General features: G+C 35.5%; 26 protein-coding genes and 1 other RNA gene. 16 read left to right on the top strand and 11 right to left on the bottom strand.

The features are described 5' to 3' along the window. Window position 1 precedes the first annotated feature (1 nt). The 6 genes from rseP to lpxA are packed head-to-tail and all read left to right on the top strand — an operon-like array spanning window position 2 to window position 6817. The gene (rseP, locus tag EG365_RS19100; protein ID WP_000992582.1) at window positions 2–1357 is read left to right on the top strand and encodes an RIP metalloprotease RseP; all 1356 of its coding nucleotides are present in this window, start codon (window positions 2–4) and stop codon (window positions 1355–1357) included. 37 nt (window positions 1358–1394) lie between these two features. After that, a complete protein-coding gene (gene bamA, locus EG365_RS19095; RefSeq protein ID WP_002016574.1) occupies window positions 1395–3920 on the top strand; it encodes an outer membrane protein assembly factor BamA in 2526 nt (841 codons plus the stop codon). 41 nt (window positions 3921–3961) lie between these two features. Next, a complete protein-coding gene (locus tag EG365_RS19090) occupies window positions 3962–4465 on the top strand; it encodes an OmpH family outer membrane protein (protein WP_001037943.1) in 504 nt (167 codons plus the stop codon). A 4-nt stretch (window positions 4466–4469) separates the two neighbouring features. After that, complete coding sequence (gene lpxD, locus EG365_RS19085; protein WP_000868104.1) at window positions 4470–5540, top strand: UDP-3-O-(3-hydroxymyristoyl)glucosamine N-acyltransferase; 1071 nt, start codon at window positions 4470–4472, stop codon at window positions 5538–5540. A 6-nt stretch (window positions 5541–5546) separates the two neighbouring features. Then, complete coding sequence (gene fabZ / locus EG365_RS19080) at window positions 5547–6032, top strand: 3-hydroxyacyl-ACP dehydratase FabZ (protein WP_000140523.1); 486 nt, start codon at window positions 5547–5549, stop codon at window positions 6030–6032. Beyond that, window positions 6029–6817, top strand: a complete 789-nt coding sequence (gene lpxA / locus EG365_RS19075; protein WP_000064875.1) for an acyl-ACP--UDP-N-acetylglucosamine O-acyltransferase — start codon at window positions 6029–6031, stop codon at window positions 6815–6817. The genes fabZ and lpxA overlap by 4 nt, the downstream gene beginning before the upstream one ends. Window positions 6818–6870: 53 nt before the next feature. On the opposite strand, the gene EG365_RS19070 is transcribed toward lpxA, so the two are convergent. Then, window positions 6871–7755: a YbgF trimerization domain-containing protein gene (locus tag EG365_RS19070; RefSeq protein WP_001178068.1), complete on the bottom strand. Its 885-nt coding sequence runs from the start codon at window positions 7753–7755 to the stop codon at window positions 6871–6873. Between the two features lie 316 nt (window positions 7756–8071). Here EG365_RS19070 and ffs point away from each other — a divergent pair. Continuing rightward, window positions 8072–8168: signal recognition particle sRNA small type (gene ffs, locus EG365_RS19065), an RNA gene on the top strand. Window positions 8169–8182: 14 nt separating this feature from the next. Here the strand turns inward: ffs and EG365_RS19060 are convergent. The 4 genes from EG365_RS19060 to EG365_RS19045 form a co-directional block, all read right to left on the bottom strand. After that, on the bottom strand, window positions 8183–8665 hold the full coding sequence (locus EG365_RS19060; protein ID WP_000476756.1) for a regulatory protein RecX: 483 nt from the start codon (window positions 8663–8665) through the stop codon (window positions 8183–8185). Between the two features lie 53 nt (window positions 8666–8718). Further along, the gene (recA, locus tag EG365_RS19055) at window positions 8719–9768 is read right to left on the bottom strand and encodes a recombinase RecA (protein ID WP_000344169.1); all 1050 of its coding nucleotides are present in this window, start codon (window positions 9766–9768) and stop codon (window positions 8719–8721) included. A gap of 145 nt (window positions 9769–9913) precedes the next feature. After that, window positions 9914–10354: an RNA-binding S4 domain-containing protein gene (locus tag EG365_RS19050; RefSeq protein WP_000040959.1), complete on the bottom strand. Its 441-nt coding sequence runs from the start codon at window positions 10352–10354 to the stop codon at window positions 9914–9916. After that, window positions 10338–11024, bottom strand: a complete 687-nt coding sequence (locus EG365_RS19045; protein WP_001045479.1) for an HAD-IA family hydrolase — start codon at window positions 11022–11024, stop codon at window positions 10338–10340. Before EG365_RS19045 ends, EG365_RS19050 begins: the two co-directional genes overlap by 17 nt. A gap of 171 nt (window positions 11025–11195) precedes the next feature. Between EG365_RS19045 and EG365_RS19040 the strand changes: the two genes are divergently transcribed. The 3 genes from EG365_RS19040 (at window position 11196) to EG365_RS19030 (ending at window position 12298) form a co-directional block, all read left to right on the top strand. Continuing rightward, window positions 11196–11555 carry a YcgJ family protein gene (locus EG365_RS19040; protein ID WP_000798360.1) on the top strand — a complete coding sequence of 120 codons (360 nt, stop codon included), beginning with the start codon at window positions 11196–11198 and terminating at the stop codon, window positions 11553–11555. A 98-nt stretch (window positions 11556–11653) separates the two neighbouring features. Then, complete coding sequence (locus EG365_RS19035) at window positions 11654–11890, top strand: hypothetical protein (RefSeq protein ID WP_000525041.1); 237 nt, start codon at window positions 11654–11656, stop codon at window positions 11888–11890. Window positions 11891–12004: 114 nt separating this feature from the next. After that, entirely contained in the window at window positions 12005–12298 is a 294-nt protein-coding gene (locus EG365_RS19030; RefSeq protein WP_000689660.1) for a hypothetical protein, read from the top strand. A gap of 51 nt (window positions 12299–12349) precedes the next feature. Here the strand turns inward: EG365_RS19030 and EG365_RS19025 are convergent, their stop codons facing one another. Together EG365_RS19025 and gigD are read right to left on the bottom strand one after the other, a co-directional pair. Beyond that, the gene (locus tag EG365_RS19025; protein ID WP_000573222.1) at window positions 12350–12886 is read right to left on the bottom strand and encodes a GNAT family N-acetyltransferase; all 537 of its coding nucleotides are present in this window, start codon (window positions 12884–12886) and stop codon (window positions 12350–12352) included. Window positions 12887–12930: 44 nt separating this feature from the next. Further along, on the bottom strand, window positions 12931–13380 hold the full coding sequence (gene gigD / locus EG365_RS19020; protein ID WP_001099948.1) for an Lrp/AsnC family transcriptional regulator GigD: 450 nt from the start codon (window positions 13378–13380) through the stop codon (window positions 12931–12933). Between the two features lie 146 nt (window positions 13381–13526). Between gigD and kynU the strand changes: the two genes are divergently transcribed. From kynU to EG365_RS19000, 5 genes are all read left to right on the top strand, one after another. Then, a complete protein-coding gene (gene kynU, locus EG365_RS19015; RefSeq protein ID WP_000632796.1) occupies window positions 13527–14777 on the top strand; it encodes a kynureninase in 1251 nt (416 codons plus the stop codon). A gap of 40 nt (window positions 14778–14817) precedes the next feature. Next, complete coding sequence (locus EG365_RS19010) at window positions 14818–16224, top strand: amino acid permease (RefSeq protein WP_000093788.1); 1407 nt, start codon at window positions 14818–14820, stop codon at window positions 16222–16224. 7 nt (window positions 16225–16231) lie between these two features. After that, a complete protein-coding gene (locus EG365_RS19005) occupies window positions 16232–16978 on the top strand; it encodes an alpha/beta hydrolase (protein ID WP_001233774.1) in 747 nt (248 codons plus the stop codon). An 883-nt stretch (window positions 16979–17861) separates the two neighbouring features. Then, complete coding sequence (locus tag EG365_RS19535) at window positions 17862–17975, top strand: hypothetical protein (protein WP_085916944.1); 114 nt, start codon at window positions 17862–17864, stop codon at window positions 17973–17975. A 231-nt stretch (window positions 17976–18206) separates the two neighbouring features. Further along, the gene (locus EG365_RS19000) at window positions 18207–19385 is read left to right on the top strand and encodes a S8 family peptidase (protein WP_001026393.1); all 1179 of its coding nucleotides are present in this window, start codon (window positions 18207–18209) and stop codon (window positions 19383–19385) included. Window positions 19386–19432: 47 nt separating this feature from the next. Here EG365_RS19000 and EG365_RS18995 read toward each other — a convergent pair whose 3' ends face one another. Continuing rightward, the gene (locus tag EG365_RS18995) at window positions 19433–20887 is read right to left on the bottom strand and encodes a SulP family inorganic anion transporter (protein WP_000957160.1); all 1455 of its coding nucleotides are present in this window, start codon (window positions 20885–20887) and stop codon (window positions 19433–19435) included. 237 nt (window positions 20888–21124) lie between these two features. After that, a complete protein-coding gene (locus tag EG365_RS18990) occupies window positions 21125–21763 on the bottom strand; it encodes an SOS response-associated peptidase family protein (RefSeq protein ID WP_000332536.1) in 639 nt (212 codons plus the stop codon). 354 nt (window positions 21764–22117) lie between these two features. Here EG365_RS18990 and EG365_RS18985 point away from each other — a divergent pair, with 354 nt between their 5' ends. Next, window positions 22118–23560, top strand: a complete 1443-nt coding sequence (locus EG365_RS18985; RefSeq protein WP_001032856.1) for a glucose/sorbosone family PQQ-dependent dehydrogenase — start codon at window positions 22118–22120, stop codon at window positions 23558–23560. A 54-nt stretch (window positions 23561–23614) separates the two neighbouring features. Here EG365_RS18985 and EG365_RS18980 read toward each other — a convergent pair whose 3' ends face one another. Together EG365_RS18980 and EG365_RS18975 are read right to left on the bottom strand one after the other, a co-directional pair. Further along, window positions 23615–24058 carry a universal stress protein gene (locus tag EG365_RS18980; protein ID WP_000120225.1) on the bottom strand — a complete coding sequence of 148 codons (444 nt, stop codon included), beginning with the start codon at window positions 24056–24058 and terminating at the stop codon, window positions 23615–23617. A 125-nt stretch (window positions 24059–24183) separates the two neighbouring features. Continuing rightward, a complete protein-coding gene (locus tag EG365_RS18975) occupies window positions 24184–26277 on the bottom strand; it encodes a GGDEF domain-containing protein (protein WP_000203146.1) in 2094 nt (697 codons plus the stop codon). Between the last annotated feature and the right edge of the window lie 326 nt (window positions 26278–26603).

The following is a 26603-nucleotide window of genomic DNA, read 5'->3' as shown; positions in this document are numbered from 1 at the left end:
AATGAATGCACTGTTTATGATTGCAGCGGCAGCTCTTTTACTTGGGCCTCTAATTGCAATCCATGAGTTTGGCCATTACTGGGTTGCGCGAAAACTTGGTGTTAAAGTTTTAGTCTACTCAATTGGGTTTGGACCAACTTTACTGAAATGGACGTCTAAGAAGTCTGGTATTAAATATCAGCTTTCTGCCTTACCTTTAGGTGGCTATGTCAAAATGTTGGACGAGCGAGAAGGTAATGTGGCAGAACAAGATCTACCATATGCTTTTAACCGGCAAAAACCGTGGAAACGTATAGCGATTGTTGCTGCTGGACCATTAATTAACTTGATTTTTGCCGTACTCCTCTTTTGGATTTTGTTTTTACCAGCCCAAGAACAATTAAATACTAAAATTGGCAAAATTATTCCAAACTCTCCAGCTGCAGCAGCCCAGTTACATGTAGGTGACAAAATTATTGCTGTTGATGGGAAAGAGACAGCAACATGGGAAAAGCTAAACTTTGCTTTGATTGATCGAGTTGGGGAAACAGGTACTGTAAATATTGATGTGGACCGTGCTGGTTCCGAAAAAAATTTTGTATTACCAATTAAAGATTTTTTAAAAAATCAAAATGAATCTGCACTGGACGTATTAGGTTTCTTACCTTATCGACCTGTGATTCCTGCTGTTGTAACAGAGTTAACGGAAGATGGTGCGGCGATTCGTCAAGGAATGAAAGTGGGTGATCGTATTGTTGCGATTGATGGCCAGCCTATGAAAGATTGGTTCGACGTGGTAGAAGTTGTCCAGCGTTCCCCAGAAAAGTTACTTAAGATTGATGTCTTACGTCATGAACAACTAGTACATTTACAAGTTATGCCACAAGGTAAGCGTGATAGCATGGGGCAGGTAAATGGAGTACTTGGTGTAAAAAGTGATGCTGGAAAAATTACAATTCCTGACGAATATAAGCAAACAATTCAATATACTCCAATACAAGCTTTTGAAATGGCACTTGATAAAACTGGCCAAATCTCTAGCATGATTTTGAATTCAATAGTAAAAATGGTTAAGGGACTAATTGGATTAGAAAATCTTTCTGGGCCAATTACCATTGCAAAAGTAGCTGGCCAAAGTGCAGAAATGGGTTGGGAAACCTTTATCTCTTTTATGGCTTTAATGAGTGTAAGTCTTGGAATTTTAAACTTATTACCAATTCCAATGTTAGATGGTGGTCATCTAGTGTATTACATTATTGAAGCTATTCGTGGGAAGCCTGTTTCTGAACAAATACAAATGTTTGGTCTAAAAATTGGTATGGTACTGCTCGGTAGTATGATGCTTTTAGCTTTATTTAATGACTTTATGCGTTTGTAAACGTATATGGATTTATAACTTACTGGAAAAAACTGGCATGCGGCACACACATTTTTTAATGCCTTTGGCACTTGTTAGCGCTATGGCAGCGGTACAACAAGCATATGCAGCTGATGATTTCGTTGTTAGAGATATTCGTGTAAACGGGTTGGTCCGTCTTACCCCTGCAAATGTTTATACCATGTTGCCAATCAACAGTGGCGATCGCGTTAATGAACCGATGATCGCCGAAGCAATTCGAACATTGTATGCCACTGGACTTTTTGATGATATTAAAGCATCAAAAGAAAATGATACTTTGGTTTTTAATGTTATTGAGCGCCCAATTATTTCAAAGCTTGAATTTAAGGGTAATAAACTTATTCCTAAAGAGGCTTTAGAACAAGGCCTTAAAAAAATGGGTATTGCTGAGGGTGAGGTTTTTAAGAAATCTGCTTTGCAAACCATTGAGACAGAATTAGAGCAACAATATACTCAACAAGGCCGTTACGATGCTGATGTTACAGTTGATACAGTTGCTCGTCCAAATAACCGCGTTGAATTAAAAATTAATTTTAATGAAGGAACGCCGGCAAAAGTCTTTGATATTAATGTAATTGGTAATACTGTTTTTAAAGACAGTGAAATTAAACAAGCATTTGCAGTTAAAGAAAGTGGTTGGGCTTCTGTAGTCACACGTAATGACCGTTATGCACGTGAAAAAATGGCTGCAAGTCTTGAAGCTTTACGTGCCATGTACCTTAACAAAGGCTATATTAATTTTAATATTAATAATTCCCAACTCAATATTAGTGAAGATAAAAAGCATATCTTTATTGAGGTTGCTGTTGATGAAGGTAGCCAGTTTAAATTTGGTCAAACTAAATTCTTAGGTGATGCACTTTATAAACCTGAAGAATTACAAGCATTAAAAATTTATAAAGATGGTGATACCTATTCACAAGAAAAGGTAAATGCGGTTAAGCAATTACTCTTACGTAAGTATGGTAATGCAGGTTATTACTTTGCAGATGTAAATATTGTGCCGCAGATTAATAATGAAACTGGCGTTGTTGACTTAAATTATTATGTGAATCCAGGTCAACAAGTTACCGTACGTCGTATTAATTTTACTGGTAATAGCAAAACTTCTGATGAAGTATTACGTCGTGAAATGCGTCAGATGGAAGGTGCATTAGCGAGCAATGAAAAAATTGACTTATCTAAAGTTCGTTTAGAGCGTACAGGTTTCTTTAAAACCGTTGATATTAAACCTGCTCGTATTCCAAACTCTCCAGACCAAGTTGACTTAAACGTAAATGTTGAAGAACAACATTCAGGTACTACTACATTAGCGGTTGGTTATTCGCAAAGTGGTGGTATTACGTTCCAAGCAGGACTTAGTCAAACTAACTTTATGGGTACTGGTAACCGAGTTGCAATTGATTTATCCCGTTCTGAAACTCAAGACTATTACAACTTAAGTGTTACTGACCCTTACTTTACCATTGATGGGGTAAGCCGCGGTTATAATGTCTATTATCGTAAAACGAAGCTGAATGATGACTATAACGTTAACAACTATGTAACGGATAGTTTCGGTGGTAGTTTAAGTTTTGGTTATCCAATTGACGAAAATCAAAGTTTAAGTGCTTCGGTGGGCGTTGATAACACTAAAGTAACCACAGGTCCTTATGTTTCTACATATGTACGTGATTATTTATTGGCAAATGGCGGTAAGGCAACTAGTAAAGGTACATATTGCCCAACAGATGCAAATGGTAATTCTCAATATGATACCGAGAAGGGGGAATGTAAAGTCCCTGAAGAAACTTATGATAATGCATTTGAAGGGGAATTCTTTACTTATAACTTGAACTTGGGTTGGTCTTATAACACTTTAAACAGACCAATTTTCCCAACGTCAGGTATGTCTCATCGTGTAGGTCTTGAAATTGGTTTACCAGGTAGTGATGTTGATTATCAAAAAGTAACTTATGATACTCAAGCATTTTTCCCTATTGGTAGTACCGGCTTTGTACTTCGTGGTTATGGTAAGTTAGGTTATGGTAATGATTTGCCATTCTATAAAAACTTCTATGCAGGCGGTTACGGTTCTGTGCGTGGCTATGACAACAGTACCCTAGGACCTAAATATCCAAGTGTAAATCTACAAGAAACTAAGCAAAATGATAGTTCTCCTGAAGAAGTAGGTGGCAATGCTCTGGTCCAATTTGGTACAGAGTTAGTTTTACCAATGCCATTTAAAGGTGACTGGACTCGACAAGTACGTCCTGTTCTTTTTGCTGAAGGCGGTCAGGTTTTTGATACTAAATGTAATATTGATAACTCTGTTTATGGCAACAAAGGTATGAAGATTAATGGCCAGACCATTACGGATGTTAGAAAATATTGTGAAGATAATTATGGATTTGATTTAGGTAACTTACGTTATAGTGTGGGTGTTGGTGTAACCTGGATTACTATGATTGGTCCATTGTCACTTAGCTATGCATTCCCGTTAAATGATAAACCGGGTGATGAAACTAAAGAAATTCAGTTTGAAATTGGTCGTACTTTCTAAGTACGATCTTTTTGCATAACGAAATAAGGAAAGAGATTTATATGAATAAATTAAATAAATTAATGTTAGGGTTAGGCCTGACAGTAGCTTCAGTAGCAGCTAATGCAGCTGGTTATGGGGTAATTGATCTTGCTAAAGTTGTTGAAAGTAGTACTTATTTGAAACAGCAAAATGCAAGCTTAAACCAGTCTGTGAAACCAACTACAACTAAGCTTGAGCAATTAGGTAAAGAGTTAGAAGGGCTTCAACGTCAAGCGCAGACTCAAGGCCAAAAAATGAAAGAAGATGAGATTAAAAAATTACAATCTCAGTATCAATCGAAATTAAATGAGTTTAATTCAACACAGCAAGGCTTACAGTCAAGAGTTCAAACGAGCTTACAAAGTATGAATACAACTTTTGAGACTAGAGTTAAGCAAGCTGCTGAGCAATTACGAAAAGAAAATAATCTTGACTTTATTTTGAATAAAAATTCGACTGTTGCCTATGACGCTAAGTATGATTTAACTGATAAAATGATACAAAAGGTTAATTCAATGAAATAAATTAATGAAAGTGCAACAATATCGTTTAGATGAATTAGCTCACCTTGTTAAAGGTGAGCTAATTGGTGAAGGTAGTCTTCAATTTTCAAACTTGGCGAGTTTGGAAAATGCAGAGGTTAACCATCTTACTTTTGTGAATGGTGAGAAACATCTTGATCAAGCTAAAGTAAGTCGTGCGGGCGCTTACATTGTTACCGCAGCTTTAAAAGAACATCTTCCTGAAAAAGATAATTTTATTATTGTTGATAATCCCTATCTTGCGTTTGCAATCCTTACCCATGTATTTGATAAAAAGATTAGCTCAACAGGCATAGAAAGCACTGCCCAAATTCATCCATCTGCTGTTATTTCCAAAACTGCTTATATTGGTCACTATGTGGTTATTGGTGAGAATTGTGTAGTTGGCGATAATACCGTCATTCAGTCACATACCAAACTTGATGATAATGTAGAAGTTGGAAAAGACTGTTTTATTGATTCTCATGTCACTATTACAGGTGGTTCTAAATTACGAGATCGCGTCCGTATTCATTCAAGTACTGTCATTGGTGGAGAAGGTTTTGGTTTTGCTCCATATCAAGGAAAGTGGCATCGTATTGCTCAATTAGGTTCAGTTTTAATTGGAAATGATGTCCGAATTGGATCGAATTGTAGTATTGATAGAGGCGCACTTGATAATACAATTTTGGAAGATGGGGTTATTATTGATAACCTTGTGCAAATTGCACATAACGTCCATATTGGTTCAAATACTGCTATTGCAGCGAAGTGCGGTATTGCCGGAAGTACAAAAATTGGCAAAAACTGTATTCTAGCTGGGGCGTGTGGAGTGGCAGGACACCTTTCAATTGCTGATAATGTGACTTTGACTGGAATGTCAATGGTCACAAAAAATATTTCTGAAGCTGGAACTTACTCTTCGGGAACCGGATTATTTGAAAATAATCATTGGAAAAAAACGATTGTACGCTTGCGACAATTAGCAGATGTGCCATTGACCCAAATCACTAAACGACTTGATCATATACAAGCTCAAATAGAGTCTCTTGAATCAACTTTTAATTTGCGTAAATAGAATATTATGACCGAGTCTACTACACCTAAATTTGCCATCCCTGAATTACCAATGCAGATTCAAACGATTCGTCAATATTTGCCGCATCGTTATCCATTCTTATTGGTTGATCGTGTGACTGAAGTTACTGACAATAGTATTGTTGGTTATAAAAATGTTTCTATCAATGAAGAGTTCCTACAAGGGCATTTCCCAGAATATCCAATTATGCCTGGTGTTCTCATTGTTGAAGCATTAGCTCAAGTTTCAGGCGTTCTTGGTTTTATTATGAACAATGAAACGCCAAAACCAGGTTCATTATTCCTGTTTGCTGGTGCAGAAAGAGTTAGATTTAAAAAACAAGTAGTTGCAGGTGATCAACTTGTATTAAAATCTGAGTTGGTAATGCAGAAGCGCGGTATCTACAAATACAATTGTACAGCTAGCGTTGACGGCATTGTAGCAGCAACCGCTGAGATTATGATTTCACACCAAAAAACAGAGCAGGCATGAGCAATCACGATTTAATCCATTCTACCGCCATTATTGATCCATCTGCAGTGATTGCTTCAGATGTTCAAATAGGACCTTATTGTATTATCGGTCCTCAAGTGACTATTGGTGCTGGTACTAAATTACATTCTCATGTGGTTGTAGGTGGTTTTACCAGAATTGGCCAAAATAACGAAATCTTTCAATTTGCAAGTGTTGGCGAAGTTTGCCAAGACCTCAAATATAAAGGTGAAGAAACGTGGCTTGAAATTGGTAACAATAATCTAATTCGCGAACATTGCAGCTTACATAGAGGTACGGTGCAAGATAATGCATTAACCAAGATAGGTAGTCATAACCTATTAATGGTAAATACACATATTGCACATGATTGTATCGTAGGTGACCATAATATCTTTGCTAATAATGTAGGTGTCGCTGGACATGTACATATTGGTGATCACGTTATTGTGGGTGGTAATTCTGGAATTCATCAATTCTGTAAGATCGACTCTTATAGCATGATTGGTGGGGCTTCTTTGATCCTTAAAGATGTTCCAGCCTATGTGATGGCGTCTGGTAACCCTGCACATGCGTTTGGTATAAATATTGAAGGTATGCGAAGAAAAGGTTGGTCTAAAAATACAATTCAAGGCTTAAGAGAAGCTTATAAATTGATATTTAAATCTGGATTAACTTCTGTTCAAGCTATTGACCAAATTAAAAGTGAAATTTTACCTTCAGTTCCGGAAGCTCAACTCTTGATTGATTCTCTTGAACAATCAGAGCGTGGAATTGTGCGCTAATCAAGAAGACATAAAAAAGACACTGTTTTAACAGTGTCTTTTTTATAACTAAATTATTTGTTAAAGAATTTTGCTTCTTCAGACTTTGGATATTGGCTAAGTAACTTGTTCTTGTATTGATTTGCTGACACAGTATTCTTATCAACATCTTTAGCGATACTATAAAGTTGGTACAATGCTCGAGGTGCCTTACTTGAATTTGGGTATTGGTTAGCTACGACATTATAGTTTTTCTTTGCTTCATTATAATTTACTGGATCTGTCGCTAAATGAAACTCGGCTAACCAAAAATAAGCATTACCTGTATAGATACTATTAGGATGGTTTTTTATAAAGTTTTGCATTGGAGCAATTGCTTTTTTAGCACCGCCTTGTTTATACGCATCTAAAGCTACAGTATAAGCAGCTTTTTCTAATTCGAGGGAATTTGACTGGTTTTGCGCAGCAGCTGGTGCTGGTTGAGTAGTGGTTGTTGGTGCGCTAGGCTGCTGCTCAGAAGTTTGTGTGGCTGGTACTGCAGCTACTTTATTACTCTCTGTGGTTTGAGGGGCTGGTGCACTAGCAGGAGTAGTGTTATCGGATGTTGCATTCGAACTATCATCTTGTGTAGCACTGTCAGGGTCAACTTTTTGGTGTAATAATTCTAAACGTTGATCTAAGTCGGTATATCGGTTTGCTAGATCTTTCTTTAATTGCTCAATATCATTAGCTTGTTCTTCAAGCTGACCTCTTAATGTACGAATATCATTTTCTAATTGTTGGTTTTTTTGCATGAGTTCCCAGTTTAAATTTGTAGGAACTGAAATATTGCTTGAAGAAGTATTAGATGCACTACCATCATTTTGACTTAAACCACGAGACTCGATAGGGATATTTGCGTATAGAGAAGTGGTGCTCATTAAGGCAATAAATAATAAAGAATGCTTCTTCATTTGCATGTGTATAAATCCATAATTTTATATAAAAGCCACCTTGACACAGGAATATAAAAAACAATTCTCTAAATATCTAAGGTTTTTCATTGATCAATGCAATTAAAGCAGTTAACAGTTTAAATGCAAGGATAGTTTACAATCTTCAAGCATATTTTATGCAAAATAAGAAAAGAGCATAAGTTCAAGAAATTACATTTTTGGGGTTTAAAGCCATTTTTGCTGAGGAATTAATCAATCGAAACAAAAACTTGCCGAAAAAGGCAGAGAAGGGTTGCAACTCTTTTAAAAATCTCTATACTTTGTTTTGCAATGGTAGCCCCGCTGGTGGCTTCGCAATTGTACTCTGTGAACCCCGCCAGGACCGGAAGGTAGCAACGGTAGCAGATCTATGATGTGCCGAAGTTTTGCTAGTGGGGTTGCCACCATTCTTTCAATCCAATTTTCTTTGGATTGCTTTTAAAATTACATCTAAATCAAATCCTCTATATTGTAAGAATCTGATCTGTTTTGCTTTAAGTTTTGGATCTTTCTCTACAGCTTCTCCAAATTTTTTAACTTTAAGTTGATAAGCTTGTTCTACCCAATCAATTTCTTGAATTTCATCTGCAATTAAATCATTTTCAATTTGTTTAGTTTTTAAAGCTTGTTGAATCCGTTTCGGCCCCTTACCTTTACGAATTTGGCTTGCTAGCATTTGCTCAGCAACACGCTGATCACTCTGGTAATTTTGTTCAGATAACTCCTCAACCAGTTGTTTTACTTCTTCTATATTTTGTGCATAACGAGCTAATTTCTCGATAAGCTCTGCTTTAGAGTAATCTCGGCGAGTGAGTAAAGCAAAAGCATATGAGCGTAAACGTTGGCCAGTAAGAGGAGGGCGCTGCTGAGATTGCTCATCGTTTCTTTTGAACATATAAAATTCCTTGTAAAAAACGCCCCGAAGGGCGTTTTATGACTCATGTATAATTACGATTCTAATAAAAGATCTGGCTCTTCTTCATCTTCAATTTGAACTGCACCATTTGTGCCTGTAGTCAGCAATTGTTCACGGATATTACGTTCAATTTCTTCAGCTATTTGAGTATTTTCTTCAAAATAGCGAATTACATTGTTTTTACCTTGGCCAATTTTATTGCCTTGATATGAATACCATGCACCAGCTTTTTGTACGATATCCTGTTGTACAGCTAAATCTACAAGTTCACCTAGTTGGTTAGTACCTTTACCGTATAGAATTTGGAAAATAGCTTCTTTAAACGGAGGAGCCATTTTGTTCTTAACGACTTTAACTTTAGTTTCTGAACCAACAATTTCATCGCCTTCTTTTACTTGACCGATACGACGAATATCTAAACGAACTGAAGCGTAGAATTTAAGAGCATTACCACCAGTGGTAGTTTCTGGGCTACCAAACATAACACCAATTTTCATACGAATCTGGTTAATGAAGATAACCATACAGTTTGAACGTTTAGCATTACCCGTAATTTTACGAAGTGCCTGGCTCATAAGACGTGCTTGTAGACCCATATGAGAGTCACCCATCTCACCTTCGATTTCTGCTTTAGGGGTAAGTGCAGCTACCGAGTCCACAACGATTAAATCAATTGCGCCTGAACGGACAAGCATGTCAGCAATTTCAAGTGCTTGCTCACCGTTGTCGGGTTGTGAAACAAGTAGGTTATCAATATCTACACCAAGTTTGCGTGCATATTGAGGGTCTAGGGCGTGCTCAGCATCAATGAAGGCACATGTACCACCAGATTTTTGACATTGAGCAATTGCTTGCAATGTCATTGTAGTTTTACCAGAAGATTCAGGACCATAAATTTCGATAATACGGCCTTTTGGTAAACCACCAATCCCCAATGCGATGTCTAAAGTTAAAGAACCTGTAGATACGGCTTCAACTGCTTGAACAGTGTTATCACCAAGACGCATAACCGTATTTTTACCAAATTGCTTCTCAATTTGGCTCAAAGCGGCTTGTAATGCTTTGCTTTTATTCTCATCCATCTCAAAAACCTCAATACTCTATGTTCATCACGTTTAACCCAAGTGGATGCATTGAATCTCAACTTGTTTCACAGGGCTAATAGTGACAGATTTTTTCTCTAGCTTCTATATATTGTATATGTGAGTGCGACACAACTCGACGTTTTTATTCATCATTATAAGACCAGTGATCTTCATAATGTTGATCATTATCCTGTTTAAACCGATTGATTTGTCGCCGATCTTTCTTGCTTGGTCTATGGTCAGGTCGTGCTAGATTATGCAATTTTCGTTGGGAAGCAATCAACTCCCGTCTTGCAATACTTACTTCTGTTTCTTCATAAAGTTGTTGTGCAACAGGGGCCGGTCCTCGGGTATTGGAGAGCGCTTTAACAACAACTGTTTTTTTATCGAAACCTTGTTGAACAACGAGCTCCATACCGACACGAATTTCTTTAGAAACTTTTACACGTTCATTATTGTGATGTACTTTACCCCCTTCAATTGCAGCTTTAGCAATAGAACGGGTTTTAAAAAAACGTGCTGCCCACAACCATTTGTCGACACGCATGGTTTCTACAGCATCGTCTTCACGCAATTTTGACATCATTATCCTTTCTATCAATTTGATTCAAAATAGACAGTAGCTCTGTAAGCTGATCTAGAGCTTTATACTCTAAATCTTGTGGCTGTCTTATACTCTTAAGACTTGAGGGCTGTAAGATAGTAAACAAGTGTCTTATACCAAATTTTTCTGCAGTTTTTAAAACAGGAAGTGTGTCATCTAAAAAAATAGTGCTTTCTGGCGCAAAATGATGCAAGCGTTGCAACTCTTTCCAGAATTGGATGTCTTCTTTTGCGTAACCAATTTGTTCGCTAGATACGATGACTTCAAAAAAATCTTGGATAGGAACGTTATCAAGTTTTAATTTTAGGCTTGCACAGTCAGCATTGGTGACTAGCCAACATTGATAATCTTGTGCTTTTAAAGCGCTGAGCAGCTCCATGCATCCTGACCTCGCTTTAATTTTATGCTGAAATTCTTGCTGGAGCTTTAAAACATCCACACCAGTTGTTTGTGTCCAGAAGTTTGATGAGTACCAAGCAAGGGTATGTTTATGGCTGCGATAAAACTGGTTTAATATTTCTTGACTCTCAGTTAAAGATAGATGATGTGTTTCAGAATGTCTTTTAGGTAAGCATTCGTTCCAGATAAAGTCATCAAAAGCTAAATCTAGTAAAGTTCCATCCATGTCAAACAGCACTACCTTATTCATGTTGCGAACGCTCCAGCTTTAAATATACATGGAAGAAATTAGCTTAGGATTATAAACATTAAAGTCTCAAAAACAGATTGATTTGTTGTTATCTCATCATTTTAAAGTTCTAAAGATATTTTACTTTTGATATATTATTTCAATAATTAATGATAACGAGTGAATTAAAAAATGAAAAATTCTAATTTCTTTGTTGTTTTTATCGGTTCTATTTGTTTTACATTTAGTGCAAATACATTGGCACAAAATATAACTGCAGTTTTTTCACCTAAAAGAGGTGTAGTCTGTGATAAATATATTTGTGCAGATAAAAAGGGAGTTTCCAAATCCTTAACTAATCAATATTTAGGTGCAAAAAAAGCAAAACAAGCTTTTTCACAAGGTGACTTTGATACATCTGCTTTTACTTTTTCTAATGGTGTATTTTGTGATACCACTACTAAATTGTGCCATGTGAATAAATTTTTTGAAAATGGTCATAGAAGTAGAGTAGATAAAAAAATGACTGATAAAATTTTTAAAAATAGGTAGTTGTATGAGTTGTAAATTAGTTTTTTGATACTTTTTTGCGTTTCTATACTTTATATGAAATTATCATTATTTAAATATTATTAAAAGTTGGAATAAAAGTGGGATTATATACAATTAGATATGGTTATCGTAACAACAGTTTTTTTATTGCTTCAAACACGGCTGGGCAGTTTATTGTGATTGATGCATTAGGAGCAGATTTCCAAATTGGTCATCAAATTTCTTATGAAGGGAGCAAAATAATAAACGAAACATTAAATGATGAAACGGATGCAAAAGTTCATCTTGAGAGCAACGAAAAAGAAGCTTATGAGTATTTACGGACAATGAAATAATCATCTCGTTATTTTGATTTACATAGGATACGTATTGGCAAACATTTTATAAATTGAACTCTACTTATTTAAAGTTATATTAAAAATCATTTGAATAACAATTTAGAGTAGGCGATGAAAATTGGATTTATTGGAGGAGCCAATGATGGCATAGTGATCAATGCTGCCAATGGTATTGATACTTATAAACTTGAATGGCATTACAAGGCTGAGAAGCATTGTGAAGAACAGCCATCATTAGGGCTAAATGGCCCTGAATATGACTATTACAATTTATTAATTTTGAGAAAAAATAAAGAGGCAAAACTCTTCTACGTTTTAACTACCATGGACAAAGAAGATATTGCGGATAAGATTAATGAGTATTGGGAGTATTCCACCTCTGTAGGTTATGACTTTGATGAGTAGTAACCATTTTAACTCATTGAAATATTTTATTTATATCACTATTTAACTGAATTATAACTCAAGCTTAGGATGATATATTTCATAAAGAACATGCTTTTGTAAGGCATGTTCATCTGGAAGCTTGGGATGATTAAAGTATTTAACTTTGCGCATTCCTAGTCTTTCCATCACGGCTTGAGATGGCTTATTCACTGTTGCTGTGAAAGAAACCACTTTATCTTTATTGAGAATATTAAAGGCATACTCCAATGCTGCTTTTGCTCCTTCAGTGGCATAACCTTTTTTCCAGTGTTCTGTAGCAATTCTCCATCCAATTTCAATGCAGGGAGAAAAATCAAATTGTTCTGGTTGGTTGTGTAAGCCAATAAAGCCTATAAATTCTTGAGTTTCTTTTAATTCTACCGCCCAAAATCCCCAGCCATTTTCATCAATAAGAGCTGATATTCTTTGAATTAAACTTATACTTTCAGTAGCAGGTAAAAGCTTTGGGAAAAAACGCATAACATCTTCGTCTAAACCCATTTTGATAAATGGCTCTGAATCAGACTCTTTCCATTGTCTTAAGATTAAACGTTCAGTTTCGATCATAGTAAAAATTCTTTAACGAGAGTTTTTAATTTTAGCTAAATATTCTACAGCGGCTTTTGTATAATTTTCTGTAAGATAATTTTTGAGTTAATGCTTACCACACCTTTAATTTTATTGAGTGTATTAATAACAAAATGAGAAAAAGAGTTTAGATCTTTAGTGGCAACGTGCAGTACATAATTAGATTCACCTGTAATGATATAGGCATTGATGACTTCATCAAAATTCTTGATTTGGCTTAAAAAAAAGTTGTGGTCATTTTCGGTGAGTTGAGCAAGTTTTATTTCAACTATCGCCTCAATTTTTATACCTAATTTTTCATAATTAACTTTCGCTTGATATTTTTCAATGATTCCGTTGGTTTCTAAAATTTTGACGCGTCTGTGACAAGCAGATGCTGAAAGATTAACAAGATCAGCAAGTTCTTGGTTACTTAAACGGGCATTGTCTTGTAAATACTTCAAAATTTTTAGATCAATTGCATCTACATTCATTTTCGAATTTCATCCATATTTTTTAATTTTAATTAGAATTTTATACGAAAATAGCTATTTTTGATCAAATATTATCGAATAAATCGTACAAATTGACGTGATAAAATTCAAATACAAAGGAAATGTAGAAATAGGTGCAATACCAAATGATTACTCGTGAACAGTGTTTGTATTGGGATCAGGAAGATGAACTCAAAAAATTTAAAGATGAATTTGCATTGCCAGAAGGCGTTATTTATTTAGATGGTAACTCTTTAGGTGCTAGACCAAAGAAATCTTTGGCTGTCGCTCAGCATATTATTTCCCAAGAATGGGGAGAAGATCTGATCAATAGCTGGAATAAGGCAGATTGGTGGGGGCTACCAACGCGGCTGGGTGACAAAGTCGCTAAACTGATTGGTGCGGAACAAGGTGAAGTTGTTATTTCAGATTCAACTACACTGAACTTATTTAAAGTTTTATCTGCAGCGGTAAAAATTCAGGCTGATAAATTCCCTGAACACAAAATTATTGTGGCAGAAAAAGATGCTTTTCCAACAGATATTTACATTATTGAAGGTTTCATTGACTTAATTCAAAAGGGCTATCAGGTTGAATTAATTGATGGCGTAGAAGACTTATCTCGTGCTTTAGAGAAAGATGTTGCTGTAGTAGTACTTTCCCATGTGAATTACCGCACTGGTTATTTTTATGATATGGCAACTATTAATGAACAAATTCACTCTAAAGATGCTTTGGTGATTTGGGATTTATGCCACTCAGTCGGTGCGGTTCCTATGCACCTTAATCAAACTGATAGTGATTTTGCGATTGGTTGTACCTATAAATATTTAAATGGTGGCCCTGGTTCTCCTGCATTGCTCTGGGTCAATGAAAAGCATCGTGATCAGTTCTGGCAGCCTTTATCTGGTTGGTGGAGTCATAAAAAACCATTTGATATGGCACAGCATTATGAGCCAGCGAATAGTATCCGCCGATATTTATGTGGGACTCAGCCGGTTATTTCTATGAGTCTGATTGAATGCGGAGTAGATATTTTCCTGCATGCCGATATGCAAAAAATCCGTGAGAAATCGTTGAAATTAACAGATTTATTTATTCAATTGGTACATCAAGAATGTTCTGAATTCGGATTTGAGTTAATTACGCCTTTAGATCATAACCATCGTGGTAGTCATGTTAGTTATCGTCATGAATTCGGTTATGAAATTATTCAGGCACTTATTGCACGCGGTGTGATTGGTGATTATCGGGAACCTGCAGTCTTGAGATTTGGTATTACACCTTTGTATCTGGGCTTTGAAGATATTTGGAATGCAGTACAGCACTTAAAAGAAACCATGCTGAATAGTGAATGGAAAAACAAACAGTATTTAGTTCGTGGTGAAGTGACCTGATTTTAAGGAATCAAAATAAAACAAATGGCTAGGAGGGCCTATGAGTAGTTTTGATGAAATACAAAATAGAGAAGCTGGGCTGCATAAAAAGTTATCTGCAAAACAGATGGGGATGATTGCGATTGGTGGAGCAATTGGAACCGGATTGTTTATGGGAAGTAAATTTGCAATTAGTTTTGCAGGTCCCGCAGTCATCGTCAGCTATGCGATTGGTGGTTTAATTGCTTTTGCACTTATGGCTTGTTTGGCTGAAATGACAGTTCAGCATCCTACTTCAGGTTCATTTGGTGCATATGCAGAACATTATATAAGTCCACTTGCTGGCTTCTTGGTTCGCTACTGTTACTGGGCTTGTATTGTGCTGGCTGTAGGTACAGAGATTACCGCCGTTGCTGATTATATGAAGCTCTGGTTCCCGAATGTAGGCTCTTGGGTCTGGATTGGATTTTTTTCACTGACCTTACTTGTTGTAAATGCCTATAGTGTTAAAGCTTTTGGACTAGTGGAATACTGGTTTTCCACAATTAAAGTTTTTGCCATTATTGTGTTTATTCTTTTGTCTATTGGTATCTTGACGCAAAGCAATCAGGGAATGACGCAAGTTGTAACTCATTTATCAGGACATGGGGGCTTTTTTCCAAATGGTTTTAGTGGGGTATGGATTGGTGTCATTATTTCAATATTTAGTTATTTAAGTATAGAAATGATTGCTGTCGCGGCTGGCGAAGCTAAAGACCCGGAAAAGGCAGTTAAAAAAGCATTCAAAAGCACAGCACTTCGACTCATTTTGTTTTATTTATTGTCCTTATTCCTAATCGTTACTTTGGTGCCGTGGACTGTTTTGATTGGAGCAGATGCAACAAGCCCTTTTGTTATGGTCATGAAGATTGTCGGTATCCCGTATGCGGATAGCATTTTAAACTTTATTGTAATTGTAGCTGCCTTATCAGCCATGAATAGCATGCTTTATATTTCAACTCGTATGCTGTTTAGCTTGTCACGTGCAGGTGATGCCCCAAAAGTCTTTGGTCGAATTAGTAGTAATGGTGTACCGGTAAATGCGCTGTTGTTATCTGCGGTAGGGATTGGTATTGCTAGTATTGTTTATACGATTAATCCAGCTTCCGCATTTCCAATTATGATTGCGCTATCCATGTTTGGTGCGTTGTTCACGTGGGGAAGTATATTTGTGACTCATATGTTTTTTAGAAGACATATGGTTCAGCAAAATATACAACTAAAATTTAAAATTCCTGCTAGTCGATTTATCTCTTTGTTTGGGTTTATTGCGATTTTAAGCATTACAGTGACTACCTGGTTTACCAGTGAATTTAAGTCTACTTTACAATTTGGCGTACCTTTAGTGCTTGTTCTTATATTTTTCTATTATTTGAAACGTTCTACCGTAAAGTTAAATCTCAACTCTAGTGAAGAAACATTGAAGTGACTGGTATATGAGAAAGTATGACAATGCTACAACGGTAGAGAATGAAGGTGAAATACTAGCAGGCTTCCAATACAGAAGCTTGCTGAGTTATCAGGCTTATTATCATATAAAAGATATAAAGTATGGTTCGAAGAACCGATCAACTCTGGATTTTTTTCCTCTAGAACATGTCAGTAAAACCGTAATTTTTATACATGGGGGATATTGGCAGTGGTGTGATAAATCGGACTTTGCCTTTATAGCGCCGTACATATTAGCAAAAGGAGCGCAGTGTGTACTTTTAGAATATGACTTGGCTCCTCAAAGTCATATTTCACAAATCGTTGCTCAAACTCAACAAGCGCTCGATTTTATCGCTAAACAAAATTGGAAAATAGGCGAAGTAGTAGTGGTCGGCCATTCAGCAGGTGCTCATCTTGGTGCTTTATGTTTAAACCATCCGTTATTATCCAAGGCAACTTTATTAAGTGGGATTTATGATTTATTACCTATACAAGAGACTCATTTAAATCACGCTTTAAACTTATCGCAAGAGGATATTTTGAAATATAGTCCTATTCATCAGCAGGAACAGATCAATATTCCTTGTACGATTTTGTGTGGTGGGTTAGAACTTAGTGAATTAAAATGGCAAAGTCAAAATTATTTTGAGTACCGACTTAGTCAAGGTGAGGATATGATTTCTTTTGAAATTATTCCTGAGATTAACCATTACTCTATTTTAGAGCACTATTTTAAATTTATATTTAAGTGAGAAATTAAGTTTGAGTTAGCCTTGGTAAACATAGGGTAAGTTGATTTAAATATTATAGAAACAATAGGTGGGGGGAAAATCATGAAAAGCTATCTTATTTATAATATTAAGTTCAGCTAATAAAATATTTCAGTACAAGAGCAATCAGTATGATAAATAACCAAGTTGAACAACATATAAATTTATATATTGTTTTATTAAATTTAAATAAATATATTGATTTTTGCTTAATCAACAAGGAAATGTAGAGTGCGTCACACTTCTTTGAGTTTTTTATTGCTGTATACTATTTTAAGTTGACCTAAACTAATATCTCGATTAGATTAAAAAGATAGTGTTTTCTCTCTAATCGACAAACTGTTTAGCTGTTGCTTAGATGAGTTTATAGTCCGTAGCTTCCCAAGATGCGGACTTTTTTATTTTTGTACAATTCGTTAATGGTACAAAGATTCGCGCATTAAAAAGACAGTTAATAGTAAATTCGGTTCAATTCAAGTGAAAAACTTAAAGAAGTATTGTAAATATATCTTTAAAGGTATATATTTATATATGCATATACTGCGTCTGTAAAGTTGTTTGTTTTTTAATACCCACATATTTTTAAGATATGTGGGTATTTTTTATTAAAAATGTTTATTTAAAAAATATTTTTAAACTGGCTAAGTTTTATATAAGGGGTTTATTTTAGTTAGATAAGAAAATTCAAATAATTTGTTTTGCATAATTTATTTCTAATAAGTTAATTAATAAAAAATAGGAAATATATATTTATACATTTATTGTACATATTAATCACAGTTAAAGAAATTGTTAATTTTTTATAGTTGTATGAACTTTTATATTTTGAAATAATTGTCTATAACCTGTTAATTATCATATTGTTATGGATATTTTGAAGTTTCTAAGAAGTTTTAATACTGTTGGTACTTACTTAGCAATGGCTACTATAGTTCTTATCATAATGGTTATTTTCTTTTATATTATTGAACCCAAATAGAGTGATATTTTAATTATAAAAAAATAAAATATTTAAATTATAAGTAGATGGATGTCACATTTTTCTATAAAAAAGTGGATTGATATTGTTTAACCTAAAAAATTATGAAAATATGGTTGGGGTTTAAAAGCAGATAAAACTCCTCAAAGTTCTCATCTAAAATTTTAATCCTGAAGTAAAAAGTTATTAATTATCATAAAAATACCTGAAATATAATATATGGAGATAGTCATGAATATTCGCCAAGTGTCTGCTATTTGTCTTTCAATAGCAGCTACTCATTTTGTGTATGCCGCTTCAAATGTTGCAAATCCTGTAAATGATTCTTCCCAAACAAAAGGAATTATTAAAAATCAATATATTGTTATATTAAATAAGGATGCAGGTCCTTCTAAAGATTTCGCACAAAATATTGCTAAACAACATGCTGGTAAAGTTTTACAAAGCTACGATACTGTTCTTAAAGGTTTTGCAATTTATTTACCTGATACAGCAGGGACAGCCTTTATTGAAGCGATGAAAAAGAACCCTCAAGTTCTTTCAGTAGAAAGCGATACAATAGTAAATATTGATGCAACTACTCAAAGTAATCCAGATTGGGGACTAGATCGTATAGACCAGAAAGCTTTACCATTAAATTCGGCTTATTCTTATTTACAGACGGGTTCAGGTACTACGGCTTATATCGTGGATACTGGTATATTGTCTAGTCACCAAGAGTTTTCAGGACGTGTGTTAAGCGGTTATACCGCAATATCTGATGGCAATGGTACAACCGACTGTAATGGACATGGGACCCATGTTGCTGGAACAGTAGGTGGTACGACCTATGGTGTTGCTAAAAATGTCAATTTAGTTCCTATCCGGATTTTGGGGTGTGATGGGTCAGGGGCCTCAAGTAATGTTATTGCTGGTTTAGACTGGATATTAAAAAATGGTAAAAAACCTGCAGTTGTAAATATGTCTTTAGGTGGGGCAACAAGTTCTTCTTTAGATAGTGCAGTGGAAAATTTATATAATAATGGTTATGTCATGGTCGTAGCCGCTGGCAATTCAAATACAGATGCATGTACATCTTCTCCAGCAAGAGTAAGTAAGGCCATTACAGTGGCTGCGACAGATAATACCGATACTCGGGCAAGCTATTCTAATTATGGAAGCTGTGTTGATATTTTTGCACCGGGTAGCCAAATTAATTCTTCTTGGATTGGAAGTAATACAGCTACCAAGATATTAAATGGTACTTCAATGGCAACTCCGCATGTTGCTGGTGTAGTTGCTGAAATGCTTCAAAGTACACCTACGGCTTCACCTCAAACGATCTCTACCAATCTTTTAAATCAAGCGAGCAGTAACGTAGTAAAAAACCCTTCAGGTAGCCCAAACCGCTTGTTATATAAATCTCCTTAATAAAAATATAATTCTCTATGATTGAAAAGGTCCCGAAGGACCTTTTTTTAAATTTTTGCATGTGTACCATACTTGTCAATCATGATTGAACTGGCTTCATTTAAACCACGTACAGTAACTTGTATGCCATTCTTTTGGAACTTTTCTACTGCTGAATCAAGCATTGCAACCGAAGTGACATCCCAAATATGTGAATGAGTCAGATCAATAATGACTTCTTTTACTTCCTCTTTAAAGTTAAAGCTTTGCATGAATCTATCTGAAGAACTAAAAAAGATTTGTCCTCTTAAATCATATAAACGAGCGTTGCCTTCTAATGAACTTATTACCTGTATATCATTTTCAAGTTTATTGGCTAAGAAAAGTGCGGAAAGTAGTACACCCGTCAATACGCCTAATGCTAGATTGTGAGTAGCTACAACTACAACAACCGTTGCAATCATAACGGTATTGCTACTTTTAGGATTAGTTTTAAATTGGGTAAGCGAACGCCACTCAAAAGTACTTATTGATACCATAATCATGACAGCAACAAGCGCAGCCATAGGAATAACTTTCAACCAATCACTTAAAAATACTACTAAAATCAGCAAGAATATGCCTGCGCATAAAGTAGATAAGCGTGTGCGACCACCTGATTTAACATTAATCATTGATTGCCCAATCATGGCACATCCAGCCATCCCACCCATAAAACCAGAGGCAATATTGGCAATACCTTGACCTTTACATTCCTTAAATTTATTACTCGGGCTATCCGTCATTTCATCAACAATTGTGGCTGTCATCATCGACTCAAGTAAGCCAACTGCAGCTAACGCCAATGAATAAGGAAGAATGATAAGAAGTGTATCTAAATTAAGAGGAATATCTGGAATTAAAAAAATAGGTAGAGTATTTGGTAATGCTCCCATATCGCCAACTGTTCGCACATCAAGGCCTAAAAAGAAGGCAAGTAATGTGATTATAACAATACATATAAGGGGAGATGGAAAAATTTTTCCAAGCTTTGGTACATAAGGGAATAGATAAATAATTGCTAAACCAATAGCGACTAATAGATAGACGTACCAACTTACATTGACTAGTTCTGGAAGCTGGGCCATAAAAATGAGTATGGCGAGAGCATTTACAAAACCAATCACAACCGATTTAGAGACAAAGCGCATGAGCTTAGCAAGCTTAAGATACCCTACTATAATTTGTATGACACCCGTCAAAATAGTAGCTGCGAATAAATACTGAAGACCATGTTCTTTCACTAGGGTTGTCATGACTAAGGCCATAGCACCCGTTGCTGCCGAAATCATGGCAGGACGGCCACCTACAAAAGAAATAATAACCGCAATACAAAAAGACGCATATAAACCGATTTGGGGATCTACACCTGCAATAATTGAAAAGGCAATCGCCTCTGGAATTAAAGCCAGACCAACAACAAGCCCAGAAAGAATATCTGCACGGACATTAGAGAACCATTGTTCTCGAAGATTCGTTAACATGGAAATAGCCTAGAATTTTAAATTTTAGAAAGGCTAGTGATGTGATATACCAACACACAAGCGACTACACCACATCACTAGACAGTGATGAGTTATTTACAAAGGAGAAGGGTAAATAAACTTAAGGTGGCGTAAGTGTCATGGATAATGAAAATTTGAAGTTTTAAAGAGGTGCGAAGGATAACATAAGTTTTTAGGGGGAGCCATTTAAGCTTGCTACTTTCACTTATTAGGCATCTAACTATTTTTTGATTTGTTCATTTCTGCTTTAGGCAGAGACGTAAATTCATTTAATGGCATATCTAAGAAAAAGTCAGGAGCGTCAGTGTGTTTGCAATTTAACCAATCGTTTCTAAGATGGTCAGGTATTACAATAATTGAACGTTTTTCATCGTCAGGTTTATGAAACTGCTTCATAAACGAATGTCGATCTGCATTGATTGTTAACAGCGACATTGTTCTAACTTTCTGCTCATCAATTATGGTTTCTTCATAAATTGCTGCAAGCGTAAATGGCTTCCCATCTTGACGAAAGATGCCATACCAATGTGCTTTACCATTGATATATTTCGGTTCATAAATAGCTTCAACAGGAACTAGGCCAAATTGATCATTTGACCAGGCATGTTTAAATGAACGTTTGTGATCAACCGTTTCAGTTCTTGCATTATAAGTTGCATATTTAAATGAAACTTCTTTCGCATATGGTGGCAACATTCCAAATTTAACTTTTCGCCATTCCCATTCATTTTGATGAGATAAGATTATTGGGCAATCATCACTTGGATAGACATCTGATTTGTAATCAAAGGTGGGTTCAAGTAAGTCTAATTGATAAGAATGCTCTTTCTTAAGGGGTTTAAAATTTGCACACATAACGAAATTCGATTTGTAAGGATCCTTAACCTTTAGCTTGGATCTTTTAACTATGTGGTATGTATATTTTTATAGATTGAATTGTCTATTTGAGTATTAAATTTTACTTTTCAATTACTTTGTTAAAGCTTTCTTTCAAATTATTTATCTTAAAAATGAGATCAATGATTTATAAGGCAACTTATAAGATATTCATTTGTTTTGAATAGCTACTTTTATGCAACAGAGCCTTGCAGAAATTTGGATTTTAATAAATGAGCTAATCATCATAATACAAAAGATATAGAGAACGTATACAAACCAATATTTTCAGCGGTTTAAGTAACTCTTTAGAAAACTTTATAAGGTGGAACTATGAATAAACATTTATTAGCAAAAATCACTCTTTTAGGTGCTGCACAACTATTTACGTTTCATACGGCATTTGCAGATATACCTCTGACACCTGCTCAGTTCGCAAAAGCGAAAACAGAAAATTTTGATAAAAAAGTGATTCTGTCCAATTTAAATAAACCACATGCTTTGTTATGGGGGCCAGATAATCAAATTTGGTTAACCGAACGTGCAACTGGCAAAATTTTAAGAGTAAATCCTGAATCTGGTAGCGCGAAAACAGTATTTCAGGTTCCTGAAATTGTGAGTGATGCTGATGGGCAAAATGGTTTGTTAGGCTTTGCTTTTCATCCTGACTTTAAACATAACCCTTATATCTATATTTCAGGCACTTTTAAAAATCCAAAATCTACAGATAAAGAGTTACCTAATCAGACGATTATTCGTAGATATACCTATAACAAAACTACAGATACATTTGAAAAGCCTATTGATTTGATTGCAGGTTTACCGTCATCAAAAGACCATCAGTCTGGTCGTCTTGTCATTGGTCCAGACCAAAAAATCTACTATACGATTGGTGACCAAGGCCGTAATCAGTTAGCTTATCTGTTCTTACCAAATCAGGCACAGCATACTCCGACTCAGCAAGAGCTCAATAGTAAAGACTACCATACATATATGGGTAAAGTATTACGCTTAAATCTGGACGGAAGTATTCCTAAAGACAACCCAAGCTTTAACGGGGTAGTGAGTCATATCTACACTTTAGGGCATCGTAATCCACAAGGTTTAGCTTTTGCTCCAAATGGAAAGCTTTTACAATCTGAGCAAGGGCCAAATTCTGATGATGAAATTAACCTTGTATTAAAAGGTGGTAACTATGGCTGGCCAAATGTAGCTGGTTATAAAGATGACAGTGGTTATGCCTATGCAAACTATTCGGCAGCAACCAATAAATCACAAATTAAAGATTTAGCTCAAAACGGGATAAAAGTAGCAACAGGTGTTCCTGTGACTAAAGAGTCTGAATGGACTGGTAAAAACTTTGTGCCGCCTTTGAAAACTTTATATACGGTACAAGATACCTATAACTATAATGACCCTACTTGTGGTGAGATGGCATATATTTGCTGGCCAACGGTTGCTCCGTCATCGGCATATGTATATACGGGAGGCAAAAAAGCGATTCCAGGGTGGGAAAATACATTATTGGTCCCATCTTTAAAACGTGGGGTGATTTTCCGTATTAAATTGGATCCGACATATAGCACGACTTTGGATGATGCTATCCCAATGTTTAAAAGCAATAACCGTTATCGTGATGTCATCGCTAGTCCAGAAGGTAATACCTTATATGTGCTGACTGATACAGCGGGGAATGTGCAAAAAGATGATGGTTCAGTCACTCATAATTTAGAGAATCCCGGTTCTCTCATTAAATTTACATATAACGGTAAGTAACTTATTTCAAAAAACCCAGCTATATAGCTGGGTTTTTTATATAAAGGTTTATATTTATTCAGTTACGACCAATACTGGCACATGAATTTCTCCTAACAGTGCTTGAGTTACACTTCCTAAGAAGAACTTTTTAAAACCTTTTCGCCCATGAGAACCAATCACTAATAAATCAGCTTTTAGCTCAGTTGCTGCTTTGATGATTTCTGTATGAATTGTTTGACCTTCAACAATTTTGGTTTCAACAGAAATTCCATGTTGGCTAAATTGTTCTTTAGCTTGATCTAAAATGCTCTGAATCGAAGCTCTCGCTTTATTAAAATAATCTTGCGCAATTTCTGTACTATCAATAATTTCAACTGAAATAAATGGATCAATAGTGAGTGCATATACCAAAGTAACTTTACTACTAAAGGCTTTAGCAAGACTTGCAGCATGATTAACCGCAATAAGTGAAGTAGGAGAACCATCGACCGGAACTAAAATATGGTGATAACTCATATATTGCTCCTTATTGTCTTGTGACAATATTTATTGTTGAAGAACCTAAACTTGTTATCGTTATGGTTATATTATCGCCAATTTTATAATTTTTATTGTTTGTTTTTAGTGTGTAAGGTAAATGACTAATTCATAGAATAGTGACTTTCTAGATAAGCCTGACCCTGTTTAAGAATAGAGATCACCTGATTAGCATCAATAGCTGATTCAAATAAAAAACCTTGCCCTATGTTGTATCCAAATTGAAGAAGTAATTCTTCTTGTTCTGGTGTTTCAATACCTTCTGCAATTAATCCGAGTGAGAGATTTGGAGCAAGTAAGCCAATTGCCTGAACAATTGCATAAATGGATGGATCATGTTGCATCTTTTGTATAAAGCTACAATCAACTTTTAAGCAATCAATAGGATAGTCTCTTATATGTGTTAAAGAAGAGAAACCTGTTCCGAAGTCATCTAAAGCAATGCGTACTCCATGCTGTTTTAGTTTATTGAGTGCGCGAATCACATATTCAGAACCACGGTCACCCAGCATATGTTCAGTAACTTCTATCTCAATTAAATGGGTAGGAATTTCAAGTTGATTAATCTTTTTTAATAAACGTTCAGCATAATTATCTCTTAAGAACTCAACTGGTGCGGCATTTAGAGAAACAGGAAGCGGCACAAAACCTAATTTTATCCATTTAGCAATATCATGCAAAACTTGTTGTTGCATGATTTCACCAATTTTACTGGCTAAATCGTAGTCTTTAAAAGCTTCAGCAATCTGAGAAGGCAAACCTCTTTGGGCCGAAGTCGTATGCCAGCGGAGTAATGCTTCAAAGCCCACTACAGCATGAGTTTTTAGATCGACTTTGGGTTGATAGTAGGGCTGAATGGTATGATGACGAATAAGCTGGCGAGCAATGTTGAGTTGAGAGGCGATTGCCTCGGTTAACTGCATCATACTTGGGTTATACATACGTATGCCGCCACGACCACGGGCTTTTAAGTCATGTAATGCCATATCGGCACAACTTAATAAGCTCGATTGATCAACTGCATCTTGAGGGTAAATGGCGCAGCCGATGCTCATGCCGCCGTTGAGCACATTCCCAGCATATGTAATGGGTTGATTGAGTTGTTGAAGCAATACTTCAGCAAGTTCACGAACATCATTCTCATTTTCCAAATGGCTAACAATAACTGCAAACTCATCACCACCTAATCTGGCAACTGAACATCTTTCAGGGTCTACGCACTGATTAAAACGTTTAGAAAGTATTTTTAATAAGTGGTCACCAGCACTATGACCTATAGTGTCATTAATATGCTTGAAATGATCTAGATCAATTAAAAGTAGCCCTACACTGGTTTGGGTTTCTCTTGAGTAAGCTAGGGTGCGTTTTAGTTGTAGCTTAAATGAACGTCTATTAAATAAACCTGTGAGTTCATCTCTCTCGCTAATATCTCTTAATCGGTTTTCAGTAAGATACTGTTGAGTGACATTTCGCGAAACACACAATATCTGAATAATTTCGCCGTTTGTATGTTGAATTGGGGTAAGCATGTTATCCCAATATTCTGGATCTTGATTTGGTAAGCAACTCATGCCAGCGAATCGGGCCACTTTACCCTGTAAGGCTTTTTTTAAGGCAATTCTTCCGCGTTTACGAATATGGGGGGGTAAAAGATCTAACCATCGCATACCGAATTTTTTTTCATCTACAGGTATACCTAATGCAAGGCATCCTGATTTATTCATATGAGATACAGTGCCATCTGTATTTAAAACCTTAATACAATCGACACTGATATCGAGCATTTGATTTTGTATATCGATATCTTTTCGTAAGCTTTGCTGCTCTTGTATATCTTGGTCAATATCTAGAAAACTAATAAACCATTCATTTTCTTGAGAAGATTCATGGTATTTCGACAATTGAATAGAAATTTTACACCATCGATAATAATGGGTTTTATGCAAAAGACGGCATTTAAATTCAATTCTTGATCGGAACCGTATCGCATCTAACCATTTGTTTTTAACTTCTTCTAAATCGGCAGGGTACACGAAATCTAGCCATTGTTGAAACAATGGAGGAGAAGTATCGCGCCAGTATTTTGTACACTCCGTATTGCAGTATAAAATTAAGCCTTTTTCATCACTGACCCAAGTCGGTAAAGGAAACTGCTCAACAATAAAGTGCTTTTGGGTAGTGTTCGACATTGAAGTCATAACATGCCTAAAACTGCTGAAGAGTTAAACTATTTATAAACTGTATTGTAATAGTTGTGTCGTCACCACAAAAGCTATAAAAAATTAATATTTGATGTTTTTTTCGTCTCGAGTAAAGGTTTCTTTTAAATAAAAATTTTATTAATCATCTATGCATATGTTATTTATTAACTTTTAATCTCCTAAAGATTATGAAATGTAGAATTTTAACTTGAAAAAATTATGCGTATTTTTGTAAAAAACATGTTAAAACAGTTGTTTATAAGATTCAAATAGGGTTTTTTATAAAAAACTCATACATCAAAAACATTTTAAATCGTGAAGAG

Origin of the sequence: Acinetobacter sp. FDAARGOS_494, assembly GCF_003812225.1 — a bacterium.
Lineage (GTDB): Bacteria > Pseudomonadota > Gammaproteobacteria > Pseudomonadales > Moraxellaceae > Acinetobacter > Acinetobacter baumannii.
The sequence above is the reverse complement of the archived record's forward strand: the minus strand, read 5'-3'. Positions and strand labels throughout refer to the sequence as shown.

Excerpts from the sequence above, each read along its gene's own strand:
- rseP (WP_000992582.1), top strand. The coding sequence starts at position 2 with ATGAATGCACTGTTTATGATTGCAGCGGCAGCTCTTTTACTTGGGCCT.
- bamA (WP_002016574.1), top strand. The coding sequence starts at position 1,395 with ATGCGGCACACACATTTTTTAATGCCTTTGGCACTTGTTAGCGCTATG.
- EG365_RS19090 (WP_001037943.1), top strand. The coding sequence starts at position 3,962 with ATGAATAAATTAAATAAATTAATGTTAGGGTTAGGCCTGACAGTAGCT.
- lpxD (WP_000868104.1), top strand. The coding sequence starts at position 4,470 with ATGAAAGTGCAACAATATCGTTTAGATGAATTAGCTCACCTTGTTAAA.
- fabZ (WP_000140523.1), top strand. The coding sequence starts at position 5,547 with ATGACCGAGTCTACTACACCTAAATTTGCCATCCCTGAATTACCAATG.
- lpxA (WP_000064875.1), top strand. The coding sequence starts at position 6,029 with ATGAGCAATCACGATTTAATCCATTCTACCGCCATTATTGATCCATCT.
- EG365_RS19070 (WP_001178068.1), bottom strand. The coding sequence starts at position 7,755 with ATGCAAATGAAGAAGCATTCTTTATTATTTATTGCCTTAATGAGCACC.
- EG365_RS19060 (WP_000476756.1), bottom strand. The coding sequence starts at position 8,665 with ATGTTCAAAAGAAACGATGAGCAATCTCAGCAGCGCCCTCCTCTTACT.
- recA (WP_000344169.1), bottom strand. The coding sequence starts at position 9,768 with ATGGATGAGAATAAAAGCAAAGCATTACAAGCCGCTTTGAGCCAAATT.
- EG365_RS19050 (WP_000040959.1), bottom strand. The coding sequence starts at position 10,354 with ATGTCAAAATTGCGTGAAGACGATGCTGTAGAAACCATGCGTGTCGAC.
- EG365_RS19045 (WP_001045479.1), bottom strand. The coding sequence starts at position 11,024 with ATGAATAAGGTAGTGCTGTTTGACATGGATGGAACTTTACTAGATTTA.
- EG365_RS19040 (WP_000798360.1), top strand. The coding sequence starts at position 11,196 with ATGAAAAATTCTAATTTCTTTGTTGTTTTTATCGGTTCTATTTGTTTT.
- EG365_RS19030 (WP_000689660.1), top strand. The coding sequence starts at position 12,005 with ATGAAAATTGGATTTATTGGAGGAGCCAATGATGGCATAGTGATCAAT.
- EG365_RS19025 (WP_000573222.1), bottom strand. The coding sequence starts at position 12,886 with ATGATCGAAACTGAACGTTTAATCTTAAGACAATGGAAAGAGTCTGAT.
- gigD (WP_001099948.1), bottom strand. The coding sequence starts at position 13,380 with ATGAATGTAGATGCAATTGATCTAAAAATTTTGAAGTATTTACAAGAC.
- kynU (WP_000632796.1), top strand. The coding sequence starts at position 13,527 with ATGATTACTCGTGAACAGTGTTTGTATTGGGATCAGGAAGATGAACTC.
- EG365_RS19010 (WP_000093788.1), top strand. The coding sequence starts at position 14,818 with ATGAGTAGTTTTGATGAAATACAAAATAGAGAAGCTGGGCTGCATAAA.
- EG365_RS19005 (WP_001233774.1), top strand. The coding sequence starts at position 16,232 with ATGAGAAAGTATGACAATGCTACAACGGTAGAGAATGAAGGTGAAATA.
- EG365_RS19535 (WP_085916944.1), top strand. The coding sequence starts at position 17,862 with ATGGATATTTTGAAGTTTCTAAGAAGTTTTAATACTGTTGGTACTTAC.
- EG365_RS19000 (WP_001026393.1), top strand. The coding sequence starts at position 18,207 with ATGAATATTCGCCAAGTGTCTGCTATTTGTCTTTCAATAGCAGCTACT.
- EG365_RS18995 (WP_000957160.1), bottom strand. The coding sequence starts at position 20,887 with ATGTTAACGAATCTTCGAGAACAATGGTTCTCTAATGTCCGTGCAGAT.
- EG365_RS18990 (WP_000332536.1), bottom strand. The coding sequence starts at position 21,763 with ATGTGTGCAAATTTTAAACCCCTTAAGAAAGAGCATTCTTATCAATTA.
- EG365_RS18985 (WP_001032856.1), top strand. The coding sequence starts at position 22,118 with ATGAATAAACATTTATTAGCAAAAATCACTCTTTTAGGTGCTGCACAA.
- EG365_RS18980 (WP_000120225.1), bottom strand. The coding sequence starts at position 24,058 with ATGAGTTATCACCATATTTTAGTTCCGGTCGATGGTTCTCCTACTTCA.
- EG365_RS18975 (WP_000203146.1), bottom strand. The coding sequence starts at position 26,277 with ATGACTTCAATGTCGAACACTACCCAAAAGCACTTTATTGTTGAGCAG.